Origin of the sequence: Paenibacillus sp. FSL R5-0928, from assembly GCF_037970385.1 — a bacterium.
Lineage (GTDB): Bacteria > Bacillota > Bacilli > Paenibacillales > Paenibacillaceae > Paenibacillus_AQ > Paenibacillus_AQ odorifer.
Map to the genome: position 1 here is coordinate 3,713,132 of NZ_CP150225.1, position 22,275 is coordinate 3,735,406.

The window sequence follows — 22,275 nt, forward strand, 5'->3', positions numbered from 1 at the left end:
ACGATGCATGAAGAGGAATTGTTTGATGTTACGATTATTGGCGGCGGTCCGGCTGGATTATTTGCTGCATTTTATAGCGGACTCCGTGAAATGAAAACCAAAATTATAGAATTCCAACCTGTGCTTGGCGGTAAGGTGCATGTCTATCCGGAAAAGATGATCTGGGACGTAGGAGGCTTACAGCCTATTCTTGGCTCACAACTTATTGAACAAATGGTTGCTCAAGGGATGACTTTCCAACCGGAGGTTGCCTTTAATGAAAAGGTCACATCCATCTCGCAAGATGAAGCAGGTTACTTTATTTTACACACCGCCGCAAACCGGAAGCATTTCACTAAAACTGTGATATTGGCCATTGGAGGAGGCATTCTGAAGCCGGTCAAGCTCGAAATCGAGGGTGCCGAAAGATTCGAAATCACAAATTTGCATTATACGGTGAAGTCACTTGCCCGATTTAAAGAGAAGACTATCCTAATATCGGGAGGCGGCCATTCTGCTGTTGACTGGGCGAATGAACTGGCTCCGATTGCCAAAAAGGTGTTTCTGACGTACCGGAAAGAGAACTTAAAGGGGCATGAAGCCGATATTTCACGCTTGGCAAACAATGGCGTAGAGTGCTTGTTAAATACTTCAATCGAAAAGTTGATTGCCACACCGGATCACGAAAGAATAGGGACTGTACTGCTGAAAAGTAATGACAACGGAGAGGCATTTGAGCTGTCTGTCGATGAGGTCATCATTAATCACGGTTATGAGCGCGACAAAGAACTGCTGGTGAACAGTGAAATTAAAATGGATCTGTGGGAACACCAGATTTCAGGATCAGTAACGAGCGGGACATCCGTGCCGGGTATTTATGCGGCAGGTGATGTTCTACATCATGATGGGAAACTGCACCTGATCGCGGGGGCATTCCAGGATGCTGCCAATGCGGTAAACCAAGCCAAACAATACATCACACCGGAGGCAAATTCGTCCGGGATGGTGTCTTCACATAATGACCTGTTCACGCAGAAAAACCGTGATTTAATGAAGCATTTATACAGACAGTAATGATAACAACTCAAGGGGGAGCCAAATGAAAAGACTATATGGATGGATTGCATCCTTAATTATACTTGCAGGATTACTGGCTGGATGTTCCGAAACTTCAGTCACGCCTACACCGGAAGCCGGCAAGATCGATGAAGCGGGATGGCCTAGAACAATTGCGGATGCCAGCGACAATGGAGTGGTGCTTAAGACACGTCCTGAGCGTATAGCGGTTTTGCATCCCTTGTATTTAGATTACTTTTTTGCTCTAGATACTCCTCCAATCGCATCAACCAATGCAGCGGAAGCGATGAAGGATTTTGCTACTTTACAGCCTTATGCTGGAACTGCTGAAATTATTGATTTGGGCAGCAGCAATGCGAACCTGGAAATGATCATGGATGCAAAGCCAGATGTGATTGTAACCTTCAAGGGTTCTGTTGATAGCAATTATGAAGAGTTGAATAAGATTGCACCAGTCATCTTAATTGACTACACCGATACCTGGGAAAAAACGGCGATGCTGTGTGCTCAGATTGTTGGTAAAGAGACATTAGCGGAACAAGCCATTAAGGAAACCCAAGAAATGATTGCAAAAACAAAAGAACAGTTAAGTAGTCTTGAGAATAAAACATTTGCTTTACTACGGGTCGACGGAAAAGCCAATTTTAATGCTCAAGGCTCTAAAAACACGATGTACTACAATCAAACTGCAGGCTTTGGGTTGTTGCCACCAAAGGGATATCCTGAAGAGGGAGGGGCACTTTCTCTGGAGGGAATATACAGCATGAATCCAGATTTTATTATTATCCAGCATGATATGGATATCGCAAAGGCAGCCATCAAGGACAAGGAAACTTCGAACGTGTGGAACTCACTGGAAGCAGTGAAAAACAATCATGTACTTATCTTTGATAACTCACTCAATAGCGCAAGTATCCTGGCTGTCCGTTTGGCTGCAGATCATTTTCTGCAATTGGCGTCTGAACAATAAAATTATATTACAAAATCCGATTGCACCTTTTAGGGCAATCGGATTTTTGTTATTAAGTTAAATATCTTGACTGTTATTGATAATGGTTATCATTTATGATGAGTATTAGACAGATAACGGAGGGGTAGTCATTATGCACAAAAGCAATCAAATATTGCTTTGGGACCAAGCGACGGTCAAGTTATTGGATGTGCGCCGTATTGAAAGGGTTCGGGGCGAAATTCTTCATAAATATAAGATTCCTGCCAGTATATTTTTACTTTCGGTACAAGGGAGCGCTCAAGTTCAATTAGATCAGTCTGAATTTTCTTTTACAGGATTTCAAGTCCTGCATAGCGGGAAAGGAGCGACCCTTAATATTGTTCCGACAAGCAAGAATTTTGTTTACTATATCATTTATTACCGTGCATGGATGCAAGAGGAGGATCTGTTCCAAACACAATATTGTTTTTCCCCAGATGCACCCATTTTACTTTATAACAAAATGCAATTGATGTATCAAAAATGGAACGAGCAAGAAGAGAGACTCAATGTAAAATCACTTTTTTATCAATTCATCCATCAGGTTTTAAAAGAATTACATAGAAAAGAGACTGAAGTGAAACAAACAAGTGTTGCAGTCCAGGTAATCACCTATATCCAGGAGTACTATGCGGAGCCAATTACATTAGATTCGCTTGCGGAAGTATTTAATTTCAGTGCTTATCATTTGTCATCCTTGTTTAAAGAGCACACAGGTATGAGTCCGATTGATTACTTAATTCGGTTTCGGCTTGAACTTGCAACGGAGCTTTTAATGACAACAGATGCTTCGGTCGGGGAAATATCAGCAAGTGTTGGTTATAAAGACGTATATTATTTCAGCCGAATTTTCAAGAAAAGAAAAGGTGTATCCCCTGCACATTTTAGAACAAGAGAGTTTCAGCGGCCTAAAGTTGCTGAAAGTCCATTAAACTTCCCCACATCCTCTATTTTTGAACCCATCGTTCAACAGTATATTAATAATGATAATCATTATCATAATACGGAAAAAGGGGAATTACCTATGTTTAAAATGACAAAATCTCAGACGACGGCAGCTTTACTGCTTTGCAGTTCTCTATTATTAGGTGCTTGCTCAAGCGGGACGGGTACTGCTACGAAGGAACAAAGTAATGGGAATGGAACCGTAAATCAAGCAACATCAGAAGAAAGTACGAACACTCGAATATTATCAACGCCTAAGGGAGATGTGGAAGTACCAGCAGAGCCGAAAAGAGTGGCGGCTGACCAATATATGGGGCATTTATTGAAATTAGGAATTATACCTATCGGAGCAAGAACGTTTATGCTGGATGAAGGCTGGATGGAAAAAGCGGACATACCCAAAGAAACGATCGAGAAAATTGAGGATTTAGGGGATTTTCCTTTAAATTTGGAAAAATTAACGATGCTAGATCCGGACTTAATTATCGGTTCGATCGATGAGAACATAGAACAATATGAGAAAATTGGGACCACTGTTTTTCTGCCTTATTGGGAGGGGTTAAAAACAGCAGGGCCGCTTGATAAATTTAGGAGTGTAAGCAAAATATTCGGAAAAGAAAAAGAAGCAGAAGAATGGATTACGGAATATGAACTGAAAGTAGCTGAAGCAAAGTCGAAACTTGCCGGGGTTATCAAGGAAGGGGAAACCGTTTCGATTGTTCAGTTTTCACAAAAGGCCGTGTACGTCTTAGCGGCAAAGGGAGGAAATTATGGTTCTTCCACTATATACAATATGCTGAAGCTACCTCCAACAGAAAGTGCCAAAAATATGGCGGAGGGGTTTGAATCCATTTCACTTGAAGTGCTTCCAGAATACTTAGGTGATTATGTTTTTGTATATAATGGCGATGCGGATGCAACCAATAAAGCAATGGAAAGTAACATATGGAAAGGCATCCCTGCAGTGAAAAATGGCAAAGTTTATTTGTATGGCGATAATTATCATGATGAATTCGTAATGGAGGACCCTTTTTCATTAGAGCTTCAGCTTGATACGATTGTGAATTTGTTACTTGGTTATCAGTAACTTAGGAGAGAGCGAAACGGAGCATTTATCCGTTTCGCTTTTTTTTGTACTAATATCCCGATAGCCCAATCCTTCATCATGAGCCTCAGCAACTGTGACTTTTTTCATAATACCCTTTCTATATTCGACCCGTTTTATAGGCCAAAAGTATAATTTTTACAGCAGTTTACATAAATCTATCTTTTTTTTAATTGTTTTGAGATAGGATAGTAGATGTCAAGCAGGTGGGTATTTATGGTAATTACTCACCGGACTATTTCTTGAGGAGGAAGGGTATGAAGGAGAAGAATTCAGTTTGGAAAAAGAGGCTGATGAACAGCACTCTAGCTGTGGCGGTGGCCGTACCACTTCAGCTGTTCACGTTCGGAGCCGGTTCGGCGGTATTCGCAGAAGGACCAAACGATCCTGCACCGTACATTGAGGCCAAAGTGGTCAATGAGCATGCAGGCCAGAAGATCCTGTTTGACAACACCCATGAGCAGACTGCGGGAGCAGCCGATTGGGTGATTGACGGCGCTTTTTCAGACTTTGGGAATGCCCTTGCCCAGGAAGGCTATTATGTCAAAGAACTCCGCAAGACGACTCCAATTACTTTGAGTGATCTTTCCGATTATGATGTCTACATCGTCGCCGAATCCAACGTGCCCTACAAAGCAAGCGAGCAGCTTGCGATGGCAGAATATGTGGAGGATGGCGGCAGTATTTTCTTCATCGGCGACCATTATAACGCCGACCGCAACAAAAACCGCTGGGATGGTTCTGAAGCTTTCAACGGCTACCGCCGTGGAGCGTGGGACAATCCAGCCAAAGGCATGAATGCCGATGAGGTCGCTTCTGCAGCCATGCAGGGTGTGGTTAGCTCTGACTGGCTGGCGGACGAGTTCGGTGTCCGTTTCCGCTACAATGCGCTTGGCGACATTAACGCAACCAACATCGTGGCTCCCGATCAAGCCTTCGGCATTACAACGGGCGTATCGGCGGTAGCTATGCATGCCGGTTCCACGCTGGCCATTCTAGACCCAGCCCGTGCGAAAGGTATCGTCTACCTGCCGCAAACCAATGCTGCCTGGGCCAATGCCGTAGACCAGGGGGTCTATAACGGCGGCGGTGTGGCAGAAGGTCCTTATGTGGCAGTTGCGAAAAAAGGCGCCGGCAAGGCAGCCTTCATCGGTGACTCATCTCCTGTAGAGGATGCAACACCGAAATACCTGCGCGAAGATACCGGCACCAAGAAAACAACTTACGATGGCTTCAAGGAAGTGGACGATGCCACACTGCTGGTTAACACCGTCAACTGGCTCGCTGAGCAGGAGAGTTATACGGATTTCACCCAGGTGAATGGCCTGATGCTAGATCAGCCTACAGCACTGCTGCCTTTCGAGGAGCCAGCGCTGTCCACTGAGCCGCAGCCGGAGCCTTGGGCTCAACCTAATGCTGGCTACAAATGGTATGATCGCAGCACCTTCAAAGCAGGCTCCTACGGCGGACCGGCAGCCACTGCAAGTGCGGTTTATAACTTCACGCACCAGGCTGTGCTGCCAAATGCACAGAATTTTCAGATTCGGGTGAGTGCAGATAATCTTCCAGCAGGCACAAGCGTTTCCGGCTTCCAGGTAGGTGTCTACCAGGTAAGCAGCGGCGCCCAAATCGCCAAGATTCAGAACAGCGACGGCACCTGGCCAAGCAGCTACGGCTATAGCTCCTCATTCAATCTGACGGCTGATCAGAACGGTCATGCCTACAAGGACCTGACGATTCAGATCAAGCCGGGCACCACAGCTGCATCCAATCTGCGCCTCCGCCAGAACAGTACAAACCTCAAGACTGAATCGGTGACGCTGGGCAATGTTCCTGCTGAACCGCTTCCGGCTGAGGAAGATCCCATTCCGGCTGCAATCTCTATCGGCGATTCCCGGTCTAAGGCAGCCGGATCACTGGTAACGGTGGAGGGGACCGTGACGACCGAGCCGGGTATCTTTGGCGGACAGTCCTTCTATCTCCAAGATGGAACCGGTGGGGTTTATGTCTTCCAGAGTCAGAGCGGCTTCCACGTGGGCGATAAGGTCAAGGTAACAGCGTCCACCGCACTGTACAACACAGAGCTGGAGCTGACCGAAGCAGTACAAATTGCGAAGACGGGCACGGCGGCACTGCCGCAGCCGATTGCGGCGAACATGGTGAATGATGCCAACCAAGGCCAATTGGTTCAACTGAACGGTGTGACAGTGGCGAACATTATCAACGCTACGCCAAGCGGCTCCTTTGAATTCGACGCAGTCAACGCCGACGGGACAAGCAATCATGTGCGCGTGGATGCCCGGACAGGCATTAATAAGGATATCTTCCCTTATACTGAGGGACAAAAACTTAATATCACAGGTGTTGCCGCAATTTTTAAAGGCATCTACCAGCTCAAGCCGAGAAGCCTCGATGACTTCGCCGCAGCAGAAGAAGAGGGGGCTCCGGTGACAACGGCGACGCTGTCTGCCGAGCCTAATGCTTCCGGCTGGTTTAACCAGCCGGTCACCGTTACCCTGAAGGCGAATACAGATACAGCTAATGTTTATTACTCGCTTAACGGCAACAAGGAAGCTGAGTACAGTACACCTGTGGACCTGAAGGAAGACGGGCGGCATACATTGACATACCATGCTGTGCCGGGAAAAGGCAAATCGGAAGATCCCAAGACGTTGAACCTCAATATTGATACGGCTCCACCGGTTGCCGAACTGAAGGAATCCGGCCATGAGTTGAGAGATGTAGAAGAAGGAGCGCAGCTTTACTTTGAATTGACTGCTGACGATGTATTGTCAGGTGTCACCTCGAAACAGCTTCTATTAGATGGGAAAACGATTGCCGAGGGCCAGACCATGAGCGCCGCCGATTTAGGGGCCGGCTCCCACACCGTGAAATACACCGTGCAGGATGCGGCCAGCAATACGACTGAAAAGAGCTATACTTTCCAGGTTATTGGCGGCCAGGTGATTGCGACTGGTAAGCCAGGACAGGCTGATCTTTCCTCCAACAGCAGCTATGCTAATGGACTTAGTGATGGTAACTATACGGTCACCATGAACCTATGGTGGGGTAATAACGGCACGAGCTACAAACTCTATGAGAACGGCACACTGATTGATTCTAAGACACTGAAGGATGTATCGCCGGCTGCCCAGACGGCAAGCACAGAGCTTCATGGCAAGGTGAACGGCACTTATGTATACACTGCGGAGTTAACCAACAAATATGGCACGACCAAGATCGATTCGCTTACGGTCACCATAAGTGACTCTGCGCCGGGCAAGCCGATTCTGTCCGAAGATAACTGGGACGGAGATGGCACCTATAAGGTGTCGATGAATCTTTGGTGGGGAACTAACGCTACAGAGTACCGCCTGTATGAAAACGGGGAGCTCATCGACTCACAGCCGCTGAATGCCCATACACCTTCGGCGCAAAGTGCAGCAACCACCATCAGCAGACGCACTGCCGGTGTGTACGAATATCGGGCGGAGCTGGTCAACGCGGCGGGAGTAACTGCCAGTGATACGATCAAGGTAACGGTCATCCGTTAAACTGAATGGCAGTAACAATAACAGTAAAAAACGAAGAGCGCCGGATTCCAGGCCGCTCTTCGTTTTTTACATTACCATTAGTTCATTGTGCCTCGCAAAAAGCCCTGGTTCGCACCAGGGCTGCAAATCATATGGATTATATGCCGCTATCATCGGTAGTTTCGTAACCATAGTCGAAGGTCTCGATAGTACCATCATCATATTGAAGTGTGAGCTGGTCAATAATAATCGTATGTATTGTATTCTGATATGTAAAATCACTGAAAATAAATAAAGTATCATTGGGCTCAACCGGCCCCACATATTTAAGCGAAAAGCTGCTCTTACCGTTCAGCTGATCATTGGAAGGATCGCCTACTGGATTAAACGTGCTGATGTGGGCTGTGTAATAATTGATCCTTTTACCGGTTAAGTTGTCAGCTTCCCAGGTCAGCTTAACAGCATCGGCAGAGTTCGTACTATACTTGAATTCTAATGGCGCACCAATCCCTTGCCCGGATGGGGTATCTGCTGCTGGCAGATCTTCAGCTTCATCACCGGCGGGTCCGGTATCATCGTCCGAAGGCATATCTTCCAAGACAACGGCTTCCGGGGAAGGTGAAGATTCAGTAGGATCTGATTCAATAGAATTGGACCCAGTAGTGTTGGATTCAGCAGCAATAGCAGCTTTATCTGCGGTACTAGGTGGTATTTCTTCGATAACGGGATTACTTGCCACATTCTGCCCATTCAAGCGTGTTTCAACGCTAGGAGCCACGTAAATTCCTAAAAGAAAAGCTATCATGATGGATAAAACATAGATGAGGACTAAATTGAACCGATTCAAATACACACTTCCTTTATTGTTATTTTTAATATGAACCTACTTATAATGACATGATTATTAAGGATTTGACAATATTATTGCAAAAAAAAAAGTTGCGACTGTGCAGAGGCCAAATGTTTAAAGATCAACTCATTTAATATGGGTTGATTTTTTTATGTCCTACATGAAATAAATCAAATTAAGACTATTAATTTAAAAAGATTATGCTATAATCGTAATTATTACGATTAAGATCTTGGAGTTGAATGCCATCAATCGATACTTGTTGCAACGCTTATTGCAGCTCATCCCCGTGCTGCTCGGCATCTCTTGCATTACCTTTGCGCTGATGCACTTAACGCCAGGTGATCCAGCGGAGATCATGCTGCGTGCTGACGGCATTAAACCCACGCAGGAAGCTATTGAGGTGACCAGACATGCACTTGGTCTGGATGGTCCTGTACATAAGCAATATTTTCATTGGTTGAACCGGGTGTCCCATCTCGATTTAGGCCTATCTTACAGCAGCGGTCGTCCAGTATTCACAGAGCTAATGAGTCGCTTTCCGGCAACTATACTGCTCAGTGCCTGTTCCGTATTGTCCGCTATTCTTATTGCCTTGCCTATAGGAGTGGGATCTGCACTATATCCGGGTAAATTGCTTGATCGACTGGGAAGAGTATGTGCACTGCTCAGTGTTTCAATGCCGGGATACTGGCTAAGTCTGCTCCTAATTTATTATGGTGCGGTGAAGTTTAAGCTATTTCCTGTGATGGGAATGGATGGGGTATCCAGTGTCATTCTACCTGCCCTCACACTAGGATTTGGAATGGCAGGAGTCTACATCCGCTTGATTCGTTCCAGTCTTCTAGACGTTTTGGGCAAGCGGTACATCACAGCAGCTAGAGCTAAGGGGCTGCAGGAATGGAGAATAATCATTCGGCATGCACTTCGTAATGCGCTTCTTCCGAGTCTTACCCTCCTTGGAGTTAACATAGCGGGGCTATTGGGCGGTTCCGTTATTGTTGAAACTATATTTTCTTGGCCGGGAATCGGTAAGTATGCCATTGAGGCGATTTTTGCGAAAGACTATATTGTCATTCAGGGTTACGTATTATGGATGGCTGTTGTCGTTGTCCTGATTAACTTGACAGTGGATTTATTACATCTGCTGCTGGATCCGCGAATCAGGCTGCGGTGACGATTTAGAAGGAGCGGATTGTCATATTTCGTATTAGCTTATTTAAGAATGAGGGAGCAAGGTTAGGAGCGGGCATAGTACTTTTGTTCATATGCGTTGGACTCTTTGCCCCATGGCTTTCACCTTCCGATCCGCTGCAGATTCACATGGAACACAAACTGGCTATGCCTTCCTGGCAATACCCGCTCGGTACGGATCATCTGGGACGCTGTGTCTTATCCCGATTAATCTATGGGACCCGAACCTCCCTGAATTATTCGTTTATGGTGTTGATCGTTGTTTTTGCGATTAGCATCCCCGTTGGTTTACTGGCGGGTTACGCTGGCGGCAAGATCGATCATTTGATTATGCGGATCATAGATATATTGCTTGCCTTTCCCAGCTTAATCCTATCCCTTGCGATTACAGCCATGCTAGGTCCCAGTATGAAGAATCTGCTAATCGCATTTGCTGCTGTCTGGTGGACGGGGTATGCCAGAGTGATACGCAGCATGGTCCTTCAAATCAAGGAAAGTGAATATATTACAGCGGCCAAAGCGTCAGGCACTTCTCATTTACAAATTATTTTCAGGCATATTCTGCTGAACGCAGCCCGGCCTATTCTGGTTCTTGCTTCTATGGAAGTGGGTACGATTATGCTCTCCATTGCGGGTTTGTCCTTTCTGGGTTTGGGAGCTCAGCCGCCTACACCGGAATGGGGAGTAATGCTGAACGACAGCCGTGCCTATATTCAAACGGAGCCGCGGTTGATGCTATTTCCGGGAATGATGATCATGCTGGCGGTTCTGGGCTTTAATCTGTTGGGAGAAGGCTTGCGACAACCAGAGCGTGTTTTCGATTCTGCAGTGAAGTGGGGGGCCAGAACATGATGGTAGAGTCTCCACTGCTGAAGGTCAATCATTTACGCACCTGCTTTCACACAGGCAGTTATAAAGTTACGGCAGTTGATGATGTCAGTATCGAGGTGAAATCCCGGCAGATTGTCGCACTTGTAGGCGAGAGCGGCAGCGGTAAAAGTGTTACGGCAATGTCCATATTAGGATTATTAGATTCTCCAGGCTTAGTTGAGAGTGGAGAAATCTGGCTTAAGGGTAACAATCTTCGTGAGTGCTCCAGCCGTCAGTTACGGAAACTTCGGGGAACAGAAATGGCCGTAATCTTTCAAGATCCTATGAACGCGCTGAATCCGGTACTTACTATTGGCAGGCAGATCACGGAGACGATTAAACTGCATAAGCGGGTGTCGGGAAAAGAAGCAAGATTACTTGCCATGAAGCAGATGGAGCAAGCAGGGCTCAGCGATCCTGAATTACTTTTCAATAAATATCCTTTTCAAATTAGCGGTGGTATGTGTCAAAGAGTAATGATTGCCATCGCACTGGTATCCGGTGCAAAATTATTAATTGCAGATGAGCCTACAACGGCATTGGATGTAACCATTCAAGCCCAGATTCTTAAAGAGCTGGACCGAATCAGATGGACGAACAATGTCGGCATCCTATTAATTACCCATGATCTAGGCGTTGTTGCGGAGCTTGCAGATTATGTATATGTGATGAAGTCCGGGAAGATCGTGGAATCAGGCAATGTGTTTGAACTCTTTTCTAATCCCGTGCATCCCTATACTCAATACTTAATGGAGTGCAGATAACAACGGTAATATTACATTTTTCAGGGACGTGGTGATCTTGAAGTTATTGGAAGCGGTAAGCCTGAACAAGAAATATGGGATGGAAAGGGGGTGGTTCACACGTAATGCCAGAAGTGTTCATGCCGTCAACAACCTGTCTCTCAGTCTGGAGAGCGGCGAAACCCTTGGATTAGTGGGGGAAAGTGGCTGTGGTAAGAGCACTTTGGCCAGACTTCTTCTGGGACTGGAGAAACCATCCTCCGGAAGAGTTATGTACCGGAACGAGGATTATACGGACTGGAGCTTCAGCGAAATGCGCATGATCCGCAGGAAGATGCAGATGGTGTTTCAGAACAGTCTGGCTTCATTTAATCCGTTGTTTACGGTAGAGCAGATTATCGGGGAGCCTCTTCGAAACTATGGAGAGAGGAAGGCTGGAGCCCGCAGGGTTACGGTAGCAGACACACTTGAGCTTGTGGGACTTGAACGGCAGCATATTCACCGCTATCCGCATGAACTCAGCGGTGGACAGCAGCAAAGGGTCGGAATTGCACGAGCGATCACCTTGCGGCCGGAGCTGATTATCTGTGATGAACCTTTCTCGAGTCTCGATGTCACCCTGCGAAAGCAAATGATGGATCTGCTGCAGGAGTTGAAGCATGAGCTGGGATTATCCTATGTATTCATTACACATGACTTGTCAGTTGTAAATCGTTTTTGCGACAGTGTGGCAGTGATGTGTCAAGGGGAAATAGTAGAGAAGCAATCAGGTGCAACTATGTTGCAGCAAGCAGACCACCCTTATACAAGAACATTACTCTCTTCGGTACCCGTGCAGGACCCCCGCTTAAGGAAGAAGAGACTGGGCACAGAGTGGCAACCCAGCCATTCCTATGATGTTAAGTAGAGAAAGGATGTACCAAGAATGAGAACGAACCTTAAGACAAAAAGCCTATTATCAAAATCGTTATTCTTTATGCTTCTTGTGGTAGTTATGGTGATATCAGGTTGCGGTAACAGTAATAACAGCAATTCTACGGCTAGAGCCAATAATACCGCCAATAATGAAGCTGCACAAGGATCTGAAGCTCAGGACAAGACAGTCACTGTTGCTATATCGTCCGATGCCGGTATAGACCGATTGGATGCCGGTGCCTATGATGGTTCGATGAATGTGCACGCGATGATATATGAGGGGTTAGTGGAGTATGGTGAAAAAGGCGAAATACTGCCGTCGCTTGCGGAGTCTTGGGATATTTCAGAAGATGGGAAAGTATATACGTTCCATCTTCGCCATGACGTCAAATTCTCTGACGGTACGGAGTTTAATGCCGACGCGGTTAAATTCTCCTTCGAACGATGGATTAAGGATCCAGCCAATTCGTTAAATGTGGCAACTGCGATGCAATCCCTTGTTGTTGTGGACGAACATACGATTACAATGACATTCAACAAAGCGTATTATCCCTTCTTAACCGAGTTATCCTTTGCAAGACCGGTCCGAATTATCAGCCCTTCCGCTGTGGAACCCGCAGGAGATATTACGGGTAAATTCATCAAAGCGATTGGAACTGGCGCATGGATGGCTGAGAGCTACAAAACAGATCAGGAAGCCGTACTCGTCAGAAATCCGAATTATTGGGGAGAAATGCCGAAGCTGTCGAAAATTATTTTAAAGGTAATCCCTGATCCACAGTCCAGAGTACTAGCGCTGCAAGCTGGAGATGTTGACATTGCCGGGGGACAAATGGGAAAGATTCCAGTCGAAAGCGTGCCAGTGATTGAAGCGGATTCTTCACTGACCTTGCAAAAAGCACAAGGAACAAACTCTCATTTCATGATCTTTAACTACAAAACGCCTGCACTTCAAGATCTGAATGTGCGCAAAGCTATCAATTTGGCAATTAACAAAAAAAGCATTGTCGAAGATATTATGGACGGTATCGGCAGTGAAGCTCAAGGTCTGTTCCCGCTGACAGTTCCTTATGTGACGGAGTCCAATAATACTTGGTACGGCTTCGATCCGCTGGAAGCGAAGCAGCTGCTAGCAGCTGCCGGTTACACGGATTCGGACGGAGATGGAATGGTAAAGAAGGACGGAGCGCAGCTTGAGCTTAATTTCGTGCTGCAGCAGGCTGAGTATCCCGAATGGAAGTCCATCAGTGAACTGGTTCAGTCTGAGTTAAAGGAGATTGGCATTAGAGTGAATCTTCAGGTTCTTGAGCCGAATGCCTATTACGATGCCTTATGGACAAGCAAAGCCTATGATCTAATTATGTACCGGACTTATGACGATGCCTATAATCCGCATGCATTCTTGCTCTCCTTATTTCATAAAACAGCTGATGCATCTGCTGTGGTATGGTCTGATCCTGCACTAGAATCTCAAATTGACACAGCAGTAGGAACAACCGATATTCAGGAACGTCAGACCGCATATGACTCCATTTTTTCCAAATTGTATCAGGAGGCTATGTTTGCAGCTATTTATTTCCCTGACGATATCTTGGCAGTAAATAATAGAGTGACTGGATTTAAACCGGGGTACTCCACCTTTATGCCGGTCTTCTGGAATCTACTCGACATAGGAGAAAAATGATGTTAAAAGAGATTTCGAAATACTGGACATCAAGCTCGGAGAGTTATGACAAAGTCATACAGACTCAATTCCGCAGTAAAAAAACTATAAACCTCTGGAAACAACTGCTTATTAAAGGGTTGGGAACAACTCCCCAGCAAAAGGTGCTGGATGTGGGAACAGGACCTGGCTTTTTCTCCATACTCTTATCACAGATGGGTCATCTGCCTACAGCGGTGGATGCCTCTCAGGGAATGATAGATAGAGCTTCACGAAATTTTGAGAGTTATGGATACAAAGTTCCAGCTTATGTCGCTGATGCTGCCGACTTGCATATGGAGCTAGAGAATAGCTTTGATGCAGTGGTCTGCAGGGATGTAGTATGGACGCTGCCTGATCCACAGAGGGCTTATGCTGAATGGCATCGGATTCTAAAACCGGGCGGGACTCTGATTATTTTTGACGGCAACTATTTATATAAAGAGAGCAAGACTGTATTCCATAGACTTTGGTATGCCTTGTCCTGGACACTGATTCTGCTCACAGAACAAAGAATCCGCCAGCGAAGCAGTCAAGATAAAAACCTGCTAAGCGAGTTGCCATTTGTTAATGTACAACGGCCTGAAGCTGACGGGAAAGCGCTGAAACAGGCCGGGTTCCGCAGCATAGATGTTCACCGGAACTTTATCTCTGCCCGTGCGATGCCGCTCGATTTTTTGAAATACGGTTACCAGAATGTAAACCGGTTCATGATACTTGCCAAGAAGGGTGAATGATAAATGGGTATACAACAAGAGGTGGAAATGTATTGGGAAGGCGAAGCCGAGCTGTACAGCGAAGGCATTCAGAAGGAACTGAACGGATTCCAGCGGGAGGCCTGGCTGAAGCTTATCCTCGCTAACGCACCACAGAAGGAAAGATTGCAGGTTCTAGATATTGGCTGCGGGCCTGGCTTCTTCTCTGTGATTCTCTCAAGTGCCGGGCATCTGGTTACTGCGATCGATTGTACCGACAATATGCTGGAAGAAGCACGTTCCCACTCCAGTCGGGAGGGTGTCACCGTTACTTTCCGCAAGATGGATTCGCACAAGCTTGACTTTGCTGCGGAGAATTTCGATCTGATCGTGTGCCGCAATGTTACCTGGAGCCTTACCGATCCGCAGTCAGCTTACAAAGAGTGGAAAAGAGTACTTAAGCCTAGGGGACGGCTACTGGTTTTTGATGCCAACTGGAATCGCCATCTCTGGGACGAAGAGATGCAGCAAAAGCGAGTAGAGGATCAGAAAGTCTATGTAGATAAGGGCTTTGGTGAGCTCCCGCATCATAAGGACATAGAGGAGACAGACCGTCTGAGTCTTGTATTGCCACTGACCAGAGAGTGGCGTCCCGAATGGGATATACGGACTCTCAAGGAAGAAGGATTCACCACTATTTTTACTGAAGAGAATTTGAACGCCAAAGTACTGGATGAGAAACAGCAAGTCTTAAACCGGTCAACACCGATGTTCATGATTTGTGCTGAAAAATAATATAATAGTGAGAACCTACACATAATTAAATGAAGTAAACAATAAAAAGCAGCGATCCTCTAAATGAGAGGCGCTGCTTTTTGAGTAAAGGACAAGAACATTATTTCATTTCCGATTTGATGTTGATCTAAAAACTCTTTTTTTGACTTGTTCATATTCCGTTCATATTGTCGTCACGAAGGGTACATCTTGATTGATTACACTTTGAACATGTCGTCAATGCGGCACTTCAGATACAGGAACAAGGAAGGGAAGAGATGAACGTGGCAAATAAGGTGGAAATAAAAACAACTGGGACTAAGAGCCACAAGAAACGGAACCTATGGTTAAAAATAATCGGAGGTATTGTAGGGGCGCTAGTGTTGTTCATGGGCATCGTTTTTATCGTTGATTCTATTAGCGATGGGGTAGAGAAAAAGAAAATCGAATCGTATGGCCAGTATGTCAATGTGGATGGGAAAAAGATGAATGTGCTTATTCAAGGCAGCGGAGAACAAACAGTTGTACTCCTACCAGGACAAGGAACCCCGACACCTGCACTTGATTTCAAATTGCTGATCGATGAGATTACCCCTAATTACAAAGTCGTGGTGGTCGAGCCTTTCGGTTATGGTTTGAGCGATGAAACCGAGAAGGAAAGAACGACTGAGAATATAGTAAGTGAGGTTCACCAAGCTTTGCAGCAACTGGGTGTAGACCGTTACATTCTAATGGGACATTCCATCGCGGGACTATACGGAGCGACCTATGTGAATACTTATCCCGATGAAGTTCTTGCTTTTGTCGGCATCGATAGCAGCGTTCCCAATCAACCCGGAATGGATGTCAAATTACCTTTGAAAGCCATGCAATTTCTTCAAAAATCAGGTCTAATGAGATTGGTCCAAAAAGTGAGCGGAGATCCGTATGAATCGCTTGCATTCGATGAGCATACCAAAGAACAAATGCGTTTGATTTCGAATCAAGTCGCGACCAATCCAACGTTGATGAATGAACTGAGCCACCTCGGTTCCAATTTCAAAAATGGAGAAAAAATCACAATGCCAAATGACTTGCCGTTGCTTCTCTTCGTTCAATCGAATAACGAGCACAATAAACAGTGGATTCCGCTGCATGAGGAGCAAGTCAAACAATCCGCACAGGGCAAAATGATCCCAATGGAAGGTTCACATTATCTGCATCATACAAAATATAAAGAAATCGCTGAGGCATTCAAAGAGTACATGAAACAAATTCAAATTCAATAGTAGGGTTGATAATTAAACTGCGGAGCCGAACTTGGTTCCGTGGTTTCTTTGTTTTTTCATTTATAAACACGATTTTTAAACCTTATTCCTGGGACATTGGAGTATGGTATACCTCAAGACAAATTTTGGTCATTTCGTCAATGGATTTTGCAAAGTCTGATTGTATCCATTTAAGGAGAACATTATAGAGGGCCCCTGCTTTAAAGTATATTCGGTACACATTCTCGTCGCTTTTGTCATGAGCAGTAGAAAGCATCATTTCATTCAAGCAATCCAGAATTACATGATCAAATTTTGCACTTTGAAGTGCTTTGTAGATGTTCCGCTGCTGAAAAATAACTTCAAAAAGCACTTTGATAAATTTTTGAGGTTCTTTAGCTTTGCCTGTTAATTCATTGGTGTAAGGTAAGAGTTTTTGATTAATTTCGAAAATAAGCGAATCGACCAAATCCACCAGGATCTCTTGCTTGGAGGAATAGTTGTTGTAATAGGCCGTTCGAGAAACCCCTGCGCGTTTCACAATATCGGTGATGGTGATTTTACTAAAAGACTGTTCCTGGATCAAGAAGACTAATGCCGTGCAGATGGCTTCTCTTGTCAAACGGTTAGTTTCTTTATTGGAACGATGCTGAGAGGTATTTGGACTGTATAATTCATGATTTGAGATGACATTTTCCCTCCGTTTGTACATTCTGATGTTCGTTTCATTGTTTTTCATGAGTCTTTTCAATATGCTAAAACCATAAGGCATTACAAATGTAATGTCAAAATAATCGTTAGTTAAAATGGGAGGGCGTCATGTTAGAAATCTTATATAGACGATTGTCAGCGGTGCTGCTTTTGATCCTAGCACTCTGTGCTACGGTATTCATTGGCAAAGAAACGGTAATCTCGATCGTGACCATTATCTTTTTGTTAGCAGATTTAGGCATCTCTTTTTTACTCTTAAAGAAACGTGAGAAGGTACATGTGGTTTTTATTAGTGTGATGGTGGCAGAAGGGCTATTCTTACTAACAAGAGAATTTTGGCTGCTTGCGCTTTCTATCCTGCTGCTGATCGTAGCGGGCATATGTAGAGGACTCTTTGGGCAATCGGGGAGCAGAAGAGTCACTCCGTTTCTAGCCGTTCGTAAAGTGTTATTCAGCATTACTGCACTTATCGTTACTGCACTTTGGGGGATTGGAATCTATGCAAAACCTATTACAACACCTGTGGCATTATCAGCTGATGCGGCTATGACGATCGATGAACGTAAATTGGATTCTGCAGCAATGATGCTGAAAGATATTGAAGTAATGAATTCTTTTGGAAGCCGTACAACCGGCTCTGAGGGTCTCAATCAGTTTATTGCTTGGCTGGAGCAGCAGGTAACGGATATGGGGCTGCAAGTATATCGTGATCGCTATACTTTTGACCGATGGGAAGAAAAGAACAGTGCTTTAATGATTGATCAGCAGGCAATTCATGTCTCTTCAGCTTTTCCCTATTCCGGGGAAACTGACGAAAAAGGTGTGACAGGGGAGCTGGTGTATACGAAGCGTGGTGAATATGGCCAGGCCAGTGGAAAAATTGCTGTCATTGAAATTGAGAATTTTAGAAATTTTCCAAGTGGGATCGTTATGAATATGCGGGCTTCATCTCCAATGGACAACCAAATTGCCCCAAATGAAGGCGATCTGGTCCTCACTACAGCTTTAAAAGAAGCTAAATTGGAGCAAGCGACGGAAATGGGCGTAAAAGCTGTTGTTTTAGTCTGGAAAGGGGTATCTGACGATAAGGTTGAAGAGCAATATGTGCCTTTTACCACCGATTATGCAGGAATCCCTGCAATCTGGGTTAATGAAACGGAAGGGAAAAAGGTGATCAGCGCAGCTCAAGAGCATAAAGAAGGTACGGTTATTTTAGAAGCGGAAATACAAAAAGATGCCCCAACAGAATCCTTTTATGTGAAGATTGACGGTAAGAATAAAGACGAAGCGATTATCGTAAATACCCATACGGATGGGATAAATGTAGTGGAGGAGAATGGCGCTGTGGGTATGCTGTCTATGATTCGTTACTTACAGCAGGAGCAGCCGGAACGTACGATGATTTTCGCTTTTGTGACAGGGCATTTTAGATTACCGGAGTTCAAAGGGTCCTCTCAGGCAACTTCCACCTGGATGGAGGGGCATCGAGAGCTCTGGGATGGCAAGAATGGCCATTTAAAAGCTGTAGCTGGAATTACGGTTGAGCATTTAGGCAGCATGGAGTGGAAGGACGATGATACGGGTCACTATGGTCCAACTGGACAAATAAGTACAGAATATACGTATGCAGGCAATGAAATGATGGCAGCCATTTGGCTGAAGGCTATTGAAAAGACAGATAGCACACGTACTGTATTATTGCGTGGACATAACAAGTTTGAGTTTGGAGAGAGTCAGCCCTTATTTGAAGCAGGGATACCGGTGATTGGATTCATTCCAATGCCCGACTATCTGCTCGTGGATAGTGACAACAGAGAGATGGACAAATTTGATGCAAAGCTAATGCATACGCAAATTGTATCGTTGCTGAAAGCGGTCAAGCTAGTGGACGGAACGGAGACGACTAAACTCGGGAAGTCAGATGGGTATTCTTTTTTCTACGGTCGTACTAAATGATAGTGGCAGTTCAAGATTTGTCATGACGAAGATGACATTAGCTTGAATTCAAAAAACACTGATGATTTAAGTCAGTGTTTTTTTGTTGCAAAAAGGGAGTATATTACGGCTTAAAATGAGAAAATTTCGTTTTTTTGTTAGCATCGAAGTAGGAGGAAACTTGTGACATCACATATACGCTAATCAATCAATAGCTCATTCGGGTGCTTTTTGTGTTATTCACTGAGTTGTTAGAAAGATTTGTCCCTTTCTTGAACGTTTAGGGATTAAGAGATGTCGATGATTGAAATACTTAAAATTTAAGATAAGATAACTTTAATTATTAGGCCACGTTATTAATTTGACTGCTCAGTAACAGGTAAATCAGGTTCGCCAACTCTTGCTTTGTGAAATTTTTCTCTTTTTACATAGCAAAGAACGAGGAATGTCATACTAAAACGAACAGGAAACGATGTCGCTGAGCCTTGCTAAACCTGATATTGAATGCAGCCTAATGTTAGCGGGCCTAATCATAAGTATCAACTTAAGACGAAAAATGAACAGAGTTTTGAAGGGAGCAGTAAAGAATGGCAATTGATACGGTGCTATGGAGCAGGCTAGTGACAGGCTTGACTCTCGGGTTCCACGTTATTTTTGCGACGATTGGCGTCGGTATACCGCTAATGATCGCTATAGCAGAGTTCATCGGGATCCGGAAGAAAGACCCCCATTATACACTTATGGCAAAGAGGTGGTCTCGAGGATTTGTCATTTCTGTGGCGGTTGGTGTTGTGACCGGTACAGCGATTTCACTACAGCTGGCCCTGGTATGGCCGAATTTTATGAAACTGGCTGGGAATGTCATTGCACTTCCGTTATTCATGGAGGTGTTCGCGTTCTTTTTCGAGGCTATCTTCCTGGGCATTTATTTGTATACGTGGGATCGGTTCAAAAATCCATATACCCATTGGCTGCTGACGATACCGATTGTCGCCGGGGCAGGCATGTCTGCCGTTTTTATTACGACGGTGAACGGATTCATGAACCAGCCTGAAGGCTTTGTCATGGAAGCAGGCCAATTCACAGCGATTAACCCGGTGCAAGCGATGCTGAATACGGCGACGTTCTCCAAAGTGTTCCATGTATTAAGCTCGGCCTATTTAACAGGAGCTGCCTTGTTAGCCGGGATTGCAGCCTTCGCGATGCTGAGAAAAGGTGTGTCCGCATACCACAAAAAATCTTTAAATCTCATGATGGCGGTCGTTTTACTATTTGGTTTACTGAACACGTTAGCCGGTGATGTGTCCGCCAAGTTTTTGGCCGAGCATCAACCAGAGAAGCTTGCAGCGGCAGAGTGGCATTTTGAGACGAGTAGCAGGGTGGATTTGGTTCTATTGGGATGGCTGAATGCAGAGCATGAAGTTCTAGGGGCTCTTCATCTTCCGAAGCTGCTCAGCTTCCTGGCCTTTGGAGACTTTAATGCAGAGGTGACGGGGCTCGAGGAATTCCCCAAGGAAGAATGGCCACCACTTCTCGTTCATTATCTGTTTGATTTAATGGTCGGAATCGGATTTACTCTGCTCGCGATTTCGTTCCTATATTTTCTGTTTGTGTTCTGGAAAAAGCGTAATGAGCTTAACAAGTGGATGCTTCGCATCATCGCACTGAGCGCCCCCCTCGCTTTTCTGGCTGTTGAGCTGGGCTGGTTTTATGCAGAAGTCGGGAGACAGCCGTGGATTATCCGTGGATATATGCGTGTTGAGGAGGCTGCCACGTCTTCACCGAATGTAAGAATTATATTCTTCGCCTTATTGCTCTTGTACATCGTACTCGGCAGTATGTGTGTAATCGTGCTAAGACGCTTGTTCAACAATAATCCGGCAGAAGCTGAGATGGAGAAATGGATGAAGGATCATCCTAATCATTCTACCGAAAAGGGGGGCACTGAATGATGAGTTACGAATTGATTGGCATCTCGGTGCTCTGGCTGTTTTTGTACGGCTATTTAATTATAGCTTCCATTGATTTCGGAGCGGGCTTCTTCGCCTTTTATGCCCGTTTAACGAAGCAGGATCATCTCATTAATCGTCTGATTTCGCGTTATTTATCACCCGTTTGGGAAATTACAAATGTATTTTTTATCTTTTTCTACATTGGCATCGTCGGTTTTTTTCCGGACACAGCCTATTATTATGGCTCCGCGCTACTTGTTCCGGGAAGCATTGCATTGATTCTTCTTGCGATTCGCGGTTCATTCTATGCTTTTGAAAATTACGGTTCCAAGAAAAACATAGTATATCTTTTTTTGTACGGAGCTACAGGTTTGCTTATTCCAGCATCGTTGTCAGTGGCGCTAACTTTGTCTGAAGGCAGCTTTATCGTGAAGCAGGGGGAGACGGTTTCTCTGGATTACTGGGCGCTGTTCACCAATCCGTTATCGTGGAGTATCGTTGGACTGGCAATTGTGTCCGTTTTGTTCATTAGCGGCTCATTTCTGACATTTTACGCTTCTCGGGCAGAGGATCATTCCGCGTTGAAGCTGATGCGCAACTACGCCCTGTTTTGGAGCACACCGACGATAATCCTCGCACTTACAGCATTTATCTATTTGGGTCAACACAATGAGCGGCATTTTCAAAATATGATGGATTTATGGTGGTTGCTGGCACTTTCCGTTGCTTTCTTCATGATCGCGATGTGGCTATTATATAACGGACGCCGTTACGGATTAGCTTTTATATGCGTCATGTTGCAATTTTTCTGTGCCTTTTTCGCTTATGGAATTGGGCAATACCCTTATATTCTTGATCCGTATATCACGATTCAGAGCAGTGCAACTTCACCGGCAATGGGCTTAGCATTAGTTATTGTGTTTATCGGCGGTCTATGCCTGTTGATCCCATCCCTTATTCTGGTCTTCAGACTCTTCCTGTTTGATGCGGATTATGTAAAAGGGAAAAAATAAAGCTGATTAATCCATTACGGCATGTTTGAGGTTTCCCTACAAGC

17 protein-coding genes are annotated in these 22,275 nt (G+C 45.0%); 15 read left to right on the forward strand and 2 right to left on the reverse strand.

The genetic code is table 11. The features are described from left to right. Positions 1-3: 3 nt before the first annotated feature. The 4 genes from MKZ16_RS16650 (at position 4) to MKZ16_RS16665 (ending at position 7,651) form a co-directional block, all read left to right on the forward strand. Positions 4-1,053 (forward strand): NAD(P)/FAD-dependent oxidoreductase, encoded by a 1,050-nt coding sequence (locus MKZ16_RS16650; RefSeq protein WP_076106628.1) that lies wholly within the window; start codon positions 4-6, stop codon positions 1,051-1,053. A 25-nt stretch (positions 1,054-1,078) separates the two neighbouring features. Next, positions 1,079-2,026, forward strand: a complete 948-nt coding sequence (locus tag MKZ16_RS16655) for an ABC transporter substrate-binding protein (protein ID WP_076106629.1) — start codon at positions 1,079-1,081, stop codon at positions 2,024-2,026. 133 nt (positions 2,027-2,159) lie between these two features. After that, entirely contained in the window at positions 2,160-4,079 is a 1,920-nt protein-coding gene (locus MKZ16_RS16660) for an AraC family transcriptional regulator (RefSeq protein ID WP_076106631.1), read from the forward strand. A 275-nt stretch (positions 4,080-4,354) separates the two neighbouring features. Then, positions 4,355-7,651: a chitinase N-terminal domain-containing protein gene (locus MKZ16_RS16665; RefSeq protein WP_076106633.1), complete on the forward strand. Its 3,297-nt coding sequence runs from the start codon at positions 4,355-4,357 to the stop codon at positions 7,649-7,651. Positions 7,652-7,787: 136 nt separating this feature from the next. Here MKZ16_RS16665 and MKZ16_RS16670 read toward each other — a convergent pair whose 3' ends face one another. Next, on the reverse strand, positions 7,788-8,477 hold the full coding sequence (locus MKZ16_RS16670; RefSeq protein ID WP_076106634.1) for a hypothetical protein: 690 nt from the start codon (positions 8,475-8,477) through the stop codon (positions 7,788-7,790). A gap of 235 nt (positions 8,478-8,712) precedes the next feature. On the opposite strand from MKZ16_RS16670, the gene nikB reads away from it, so the two are divergent. The 8 genes from nikB to MKZ16_RS16710 all read left to right on the forward strand — a co-directional run bounded on the left by nikB (position 8,713) and on the right by MKZ16_RS16710 (position 16,641). Continuing rightward, positions 8,713-9,657 (forward strand): nickel ABC transporter permease, encoded by a 945-nt coding sequence (gene nikB, locus MKZ16_RS16675; protein ID WP_256715538.1) that lies wholly within the window; start codon positions 8,713-8,715, stop codon positions 9,655-9,657. A 32-nt stretch (positions 9,658-9,689) separates the two neighbouring features. After that, on the forward strand, positions 9,690-10,526 hold the full coding sequence (gene nikC / locus MKZ16_RS16680; RefSeq protein ID WP_143759098.1) for a nickel transporter permease: 837 nt from the start codon (positions 9,690-9,692) through the stop codon (positions 10,524-10,526). Continuing rightward, on the forward strand, positions 10,523-11,308 hold the full coding sequence (locus MKZ16_RS16685) for an ABC transporter ATP-binding protein (protein WP_076106638.1): 786 nt from the start codon (positions 10,523-10,525) through the stop codon (positions 11,306-11,308). The genes nikC and MKZ16_RS16685 overlap by 4 nt, the downstream gene beginning before the upstream one ends. A gap of 31 nt (positions 11,309-11,339) precedes the next feature. Further along, positions 11,340-12,194, forward strand: coding sequence for an ATP-binding cassette domain-containing protein (locus MKZ16_RS16690; protein WP_339814271.1), 855 nt, complete (start codon positions 11,340-11,342; stop codon positions 12,192-12,194). A gap of 18 nt (positions 12,195-12,212) precedes the next feature. After that, positions 12,213-13,886: a nickel ABC transporter substrate-binding protein gene (locus tag MKZ16_RS16695; protein ID WP_076106640.1), complete on the forward strand. Its 1,674-nt coding sequence runs from the start codon at positions 12,213-12,215 to the stop codon at positions 13,884-13,886. Next, positions 13,883-14,641 carry a methyltransferase domain-containing protein gene (locus tag MKZ16_RS16700; RefSeq protein ID WP_339814275.1) on the forward strand — a complete coding sequence of 253 codons (759 nt, stop codon included), beginning with the start codon at positions 13,883-13,885 and terminating at the stop codon, positions 14,639-14,641. Before MKZ16_RS16695 ends, MKZ16_RS16700 begins: the two co-directional genes overlap by 4 nt. A 3-nt stretch (positions 14,642-14,644) precedes the next feature. After that, positions 14,645-15,394 (forward strand): class I SAM-dependent methyltransferase, encoded by a 750-nt coding sequence (locus MKZ16_RS16705; RefSeq protein ID WP_076106644.1) that lies wholly within the window; start codon positions 14,645-14,647, stop codon positions 15,392-15,394. Positions 15,395-15,651: 257 nt separating this feature from the next. Then, positions 15,652-16,641, forward strand: coding sequence for an alpha/beta hydrolase (locus MKZ16_RS16710; protein ID WP_076106646.1), 990 nt, complete (start codon positions 15,652-15,654; stop codon positions 16,639-16,641). A gap of 82 nt (positions 16,642-16,723) precedes the next feature. On the opposite strand, the gene MKZ16_RS16715 is transcribed toward MKZ16_RS16710, so the two are convergent. Then, the gene (locus MKZ16_RS16715; RefSeq protein WP_212592203.1) at positions 16,724-17,359 is read right to left on the reverse strand and encodes a TetR/AcrR family transcriptional regulator; all 636 of its coding nucleotides are present in this window, start codon (positions 17,357-17,359) and stop codon (positions 16,724-16,726) included. An 80-nt stretch (positions 17,360-17,439) separates the two neighbouring features. Between MKZ16_RS16715 and MKZ16_RS16720 the strand changes: the two genes are divergently transcribed. The 3 genes from MKZ16_RS16720 (at position 17,440) to MKZ16_RS16730 (ending at position 22,231) form a co-directional block, all read left to right on the forward strand. Continuing rightward, positions 17,440-19,287 carry a hypothetical protein gene (locus MKZ16_RS16720; protein ID WP_076106648.1) on the forward strand — a complete coding sequence of 616 codons (1,848 nt, stop codon included), beginning with the start codon at positions 17,440-17,442 and terminating at the stop codon, positions 19,285-19,287. Positions 19,288-19,853: 566 nt separating this feature from the next. Beyond that, complete coding sequence (locus tag MKZ16_RS16725) at positions 19,854-21,218, forward strand: cytochrome ubiquinol oxidase subunit I (protein WP_076106649.1); 1,365 nt, start codon at positions 19,854-19,856, stop codon at positions 21,216-21,218. Next, entirely contained in the window at positions 21,215-22,231 is a 1,017-nt protein-coding gene (locus MKZ16_RS16730) for a cytochrome d ubiquinol oxidase subunit II (protein ID WP_036677093.1), read from the forward strand. The genes MKZ16_RS16725 and MKZ16_RS16730 overlap by 4 nt, the downstream gene beginning before the upstream one ends. Positions 22,232-22,275: the final 44 nt, after the last annotated feature.

Bases quoted from the DNA above. Each gene is read 5' to 3' on its own strand.
- MKZ16_RS16695 (WP_076106640.1), top strand. From the start codon at position 12,213: ATGAGAACGAACCTTAAGACAAAAAGCCTATTATCAAAATCGTTATTC.
- MKZ16_RS16660 (WP_076106631.1), top strand. From the start codon at position 2,160: ATGCACAAAAGCAATCAAATATTGCTTTGGGACCAAGCGACGGTCAAG.
- MKZ16_RS16725 (WP_076106649.1), top strand. From the start codon at position 19,854: ATGGCAATTGATACGGTGCTATGGAGCAGGCTAGTGACAGGCTTGACT.
- MKZ16_RS16650 (WP_076106628.1), top strand. From the start codon at position 4: ATGCATGAAGAGGAATTGTTTGATGTTACGATTATTGGCGGCGGTCCG.
- MKZ16_RS16730 (WP_036677093.1), top strand. From the start codon at position 21,215: ATGATGAGTTACGAATTGATTGGCATCTCGGTGCTCTGGCTGTTTTTG.
- MKZ16_RS16705 (WP_076106644.1), top strand. From the start codon at position 14,645: ATGGGTATACAACAAGAGGTGGAAATGTATTGGGAAGGCGAAGCCGAG.
- MKZ16_RS16665 (WP_076106633.1), top strand. From the start codon at position 4,355: ATGAAGGAGAAGAATTCAGTTTGGAAAAAGAGGCTGATGAACAGCACT.
- MKZ16_RS16720 (WP_076106648.1), top strand. From the start codon at position 17,440: ATGTTAGAAATCTTATATAGACGATTGTCAGCGGTGCTGCTTTTGATC.
- MKZ16_RS16655 (WP_076106629.1), top strand. From the start codon at position 1,079: ATGAAAAGACTATATGGATGGATTGCATCCTTAATTATACTTGCAGGA.
- MKZ16_RS16685 (WP_076106638.1), top strand. From the start codon at position 10,523: ATGATGGTAGAGTCTCCACTGCTGAAGGTCAATCATTTACGCACCTGC.
- MKZ16_RS16710 (WP_076106646.1), top strand. From the start codon at position 15,652: ATGAACGTGGCAAATAAGGTGGAAATAAAAACAACTGGGACTAAGAGC.
- MKZ16_RS16715 (WP_212592203.1), bottom strand. From the start codon at position 17,359: ATGAAAAACAATGAAACGAACATCAGAATGTACAAACGGAGGGAAAAT.
- MKZ16_RS16700 (WP_339814275.1), top strand. From the start codon at position 13,883: ATGATGTTAAAAGAGATTTCGAAATACTGGACATCAAGCTCGGAGAGT.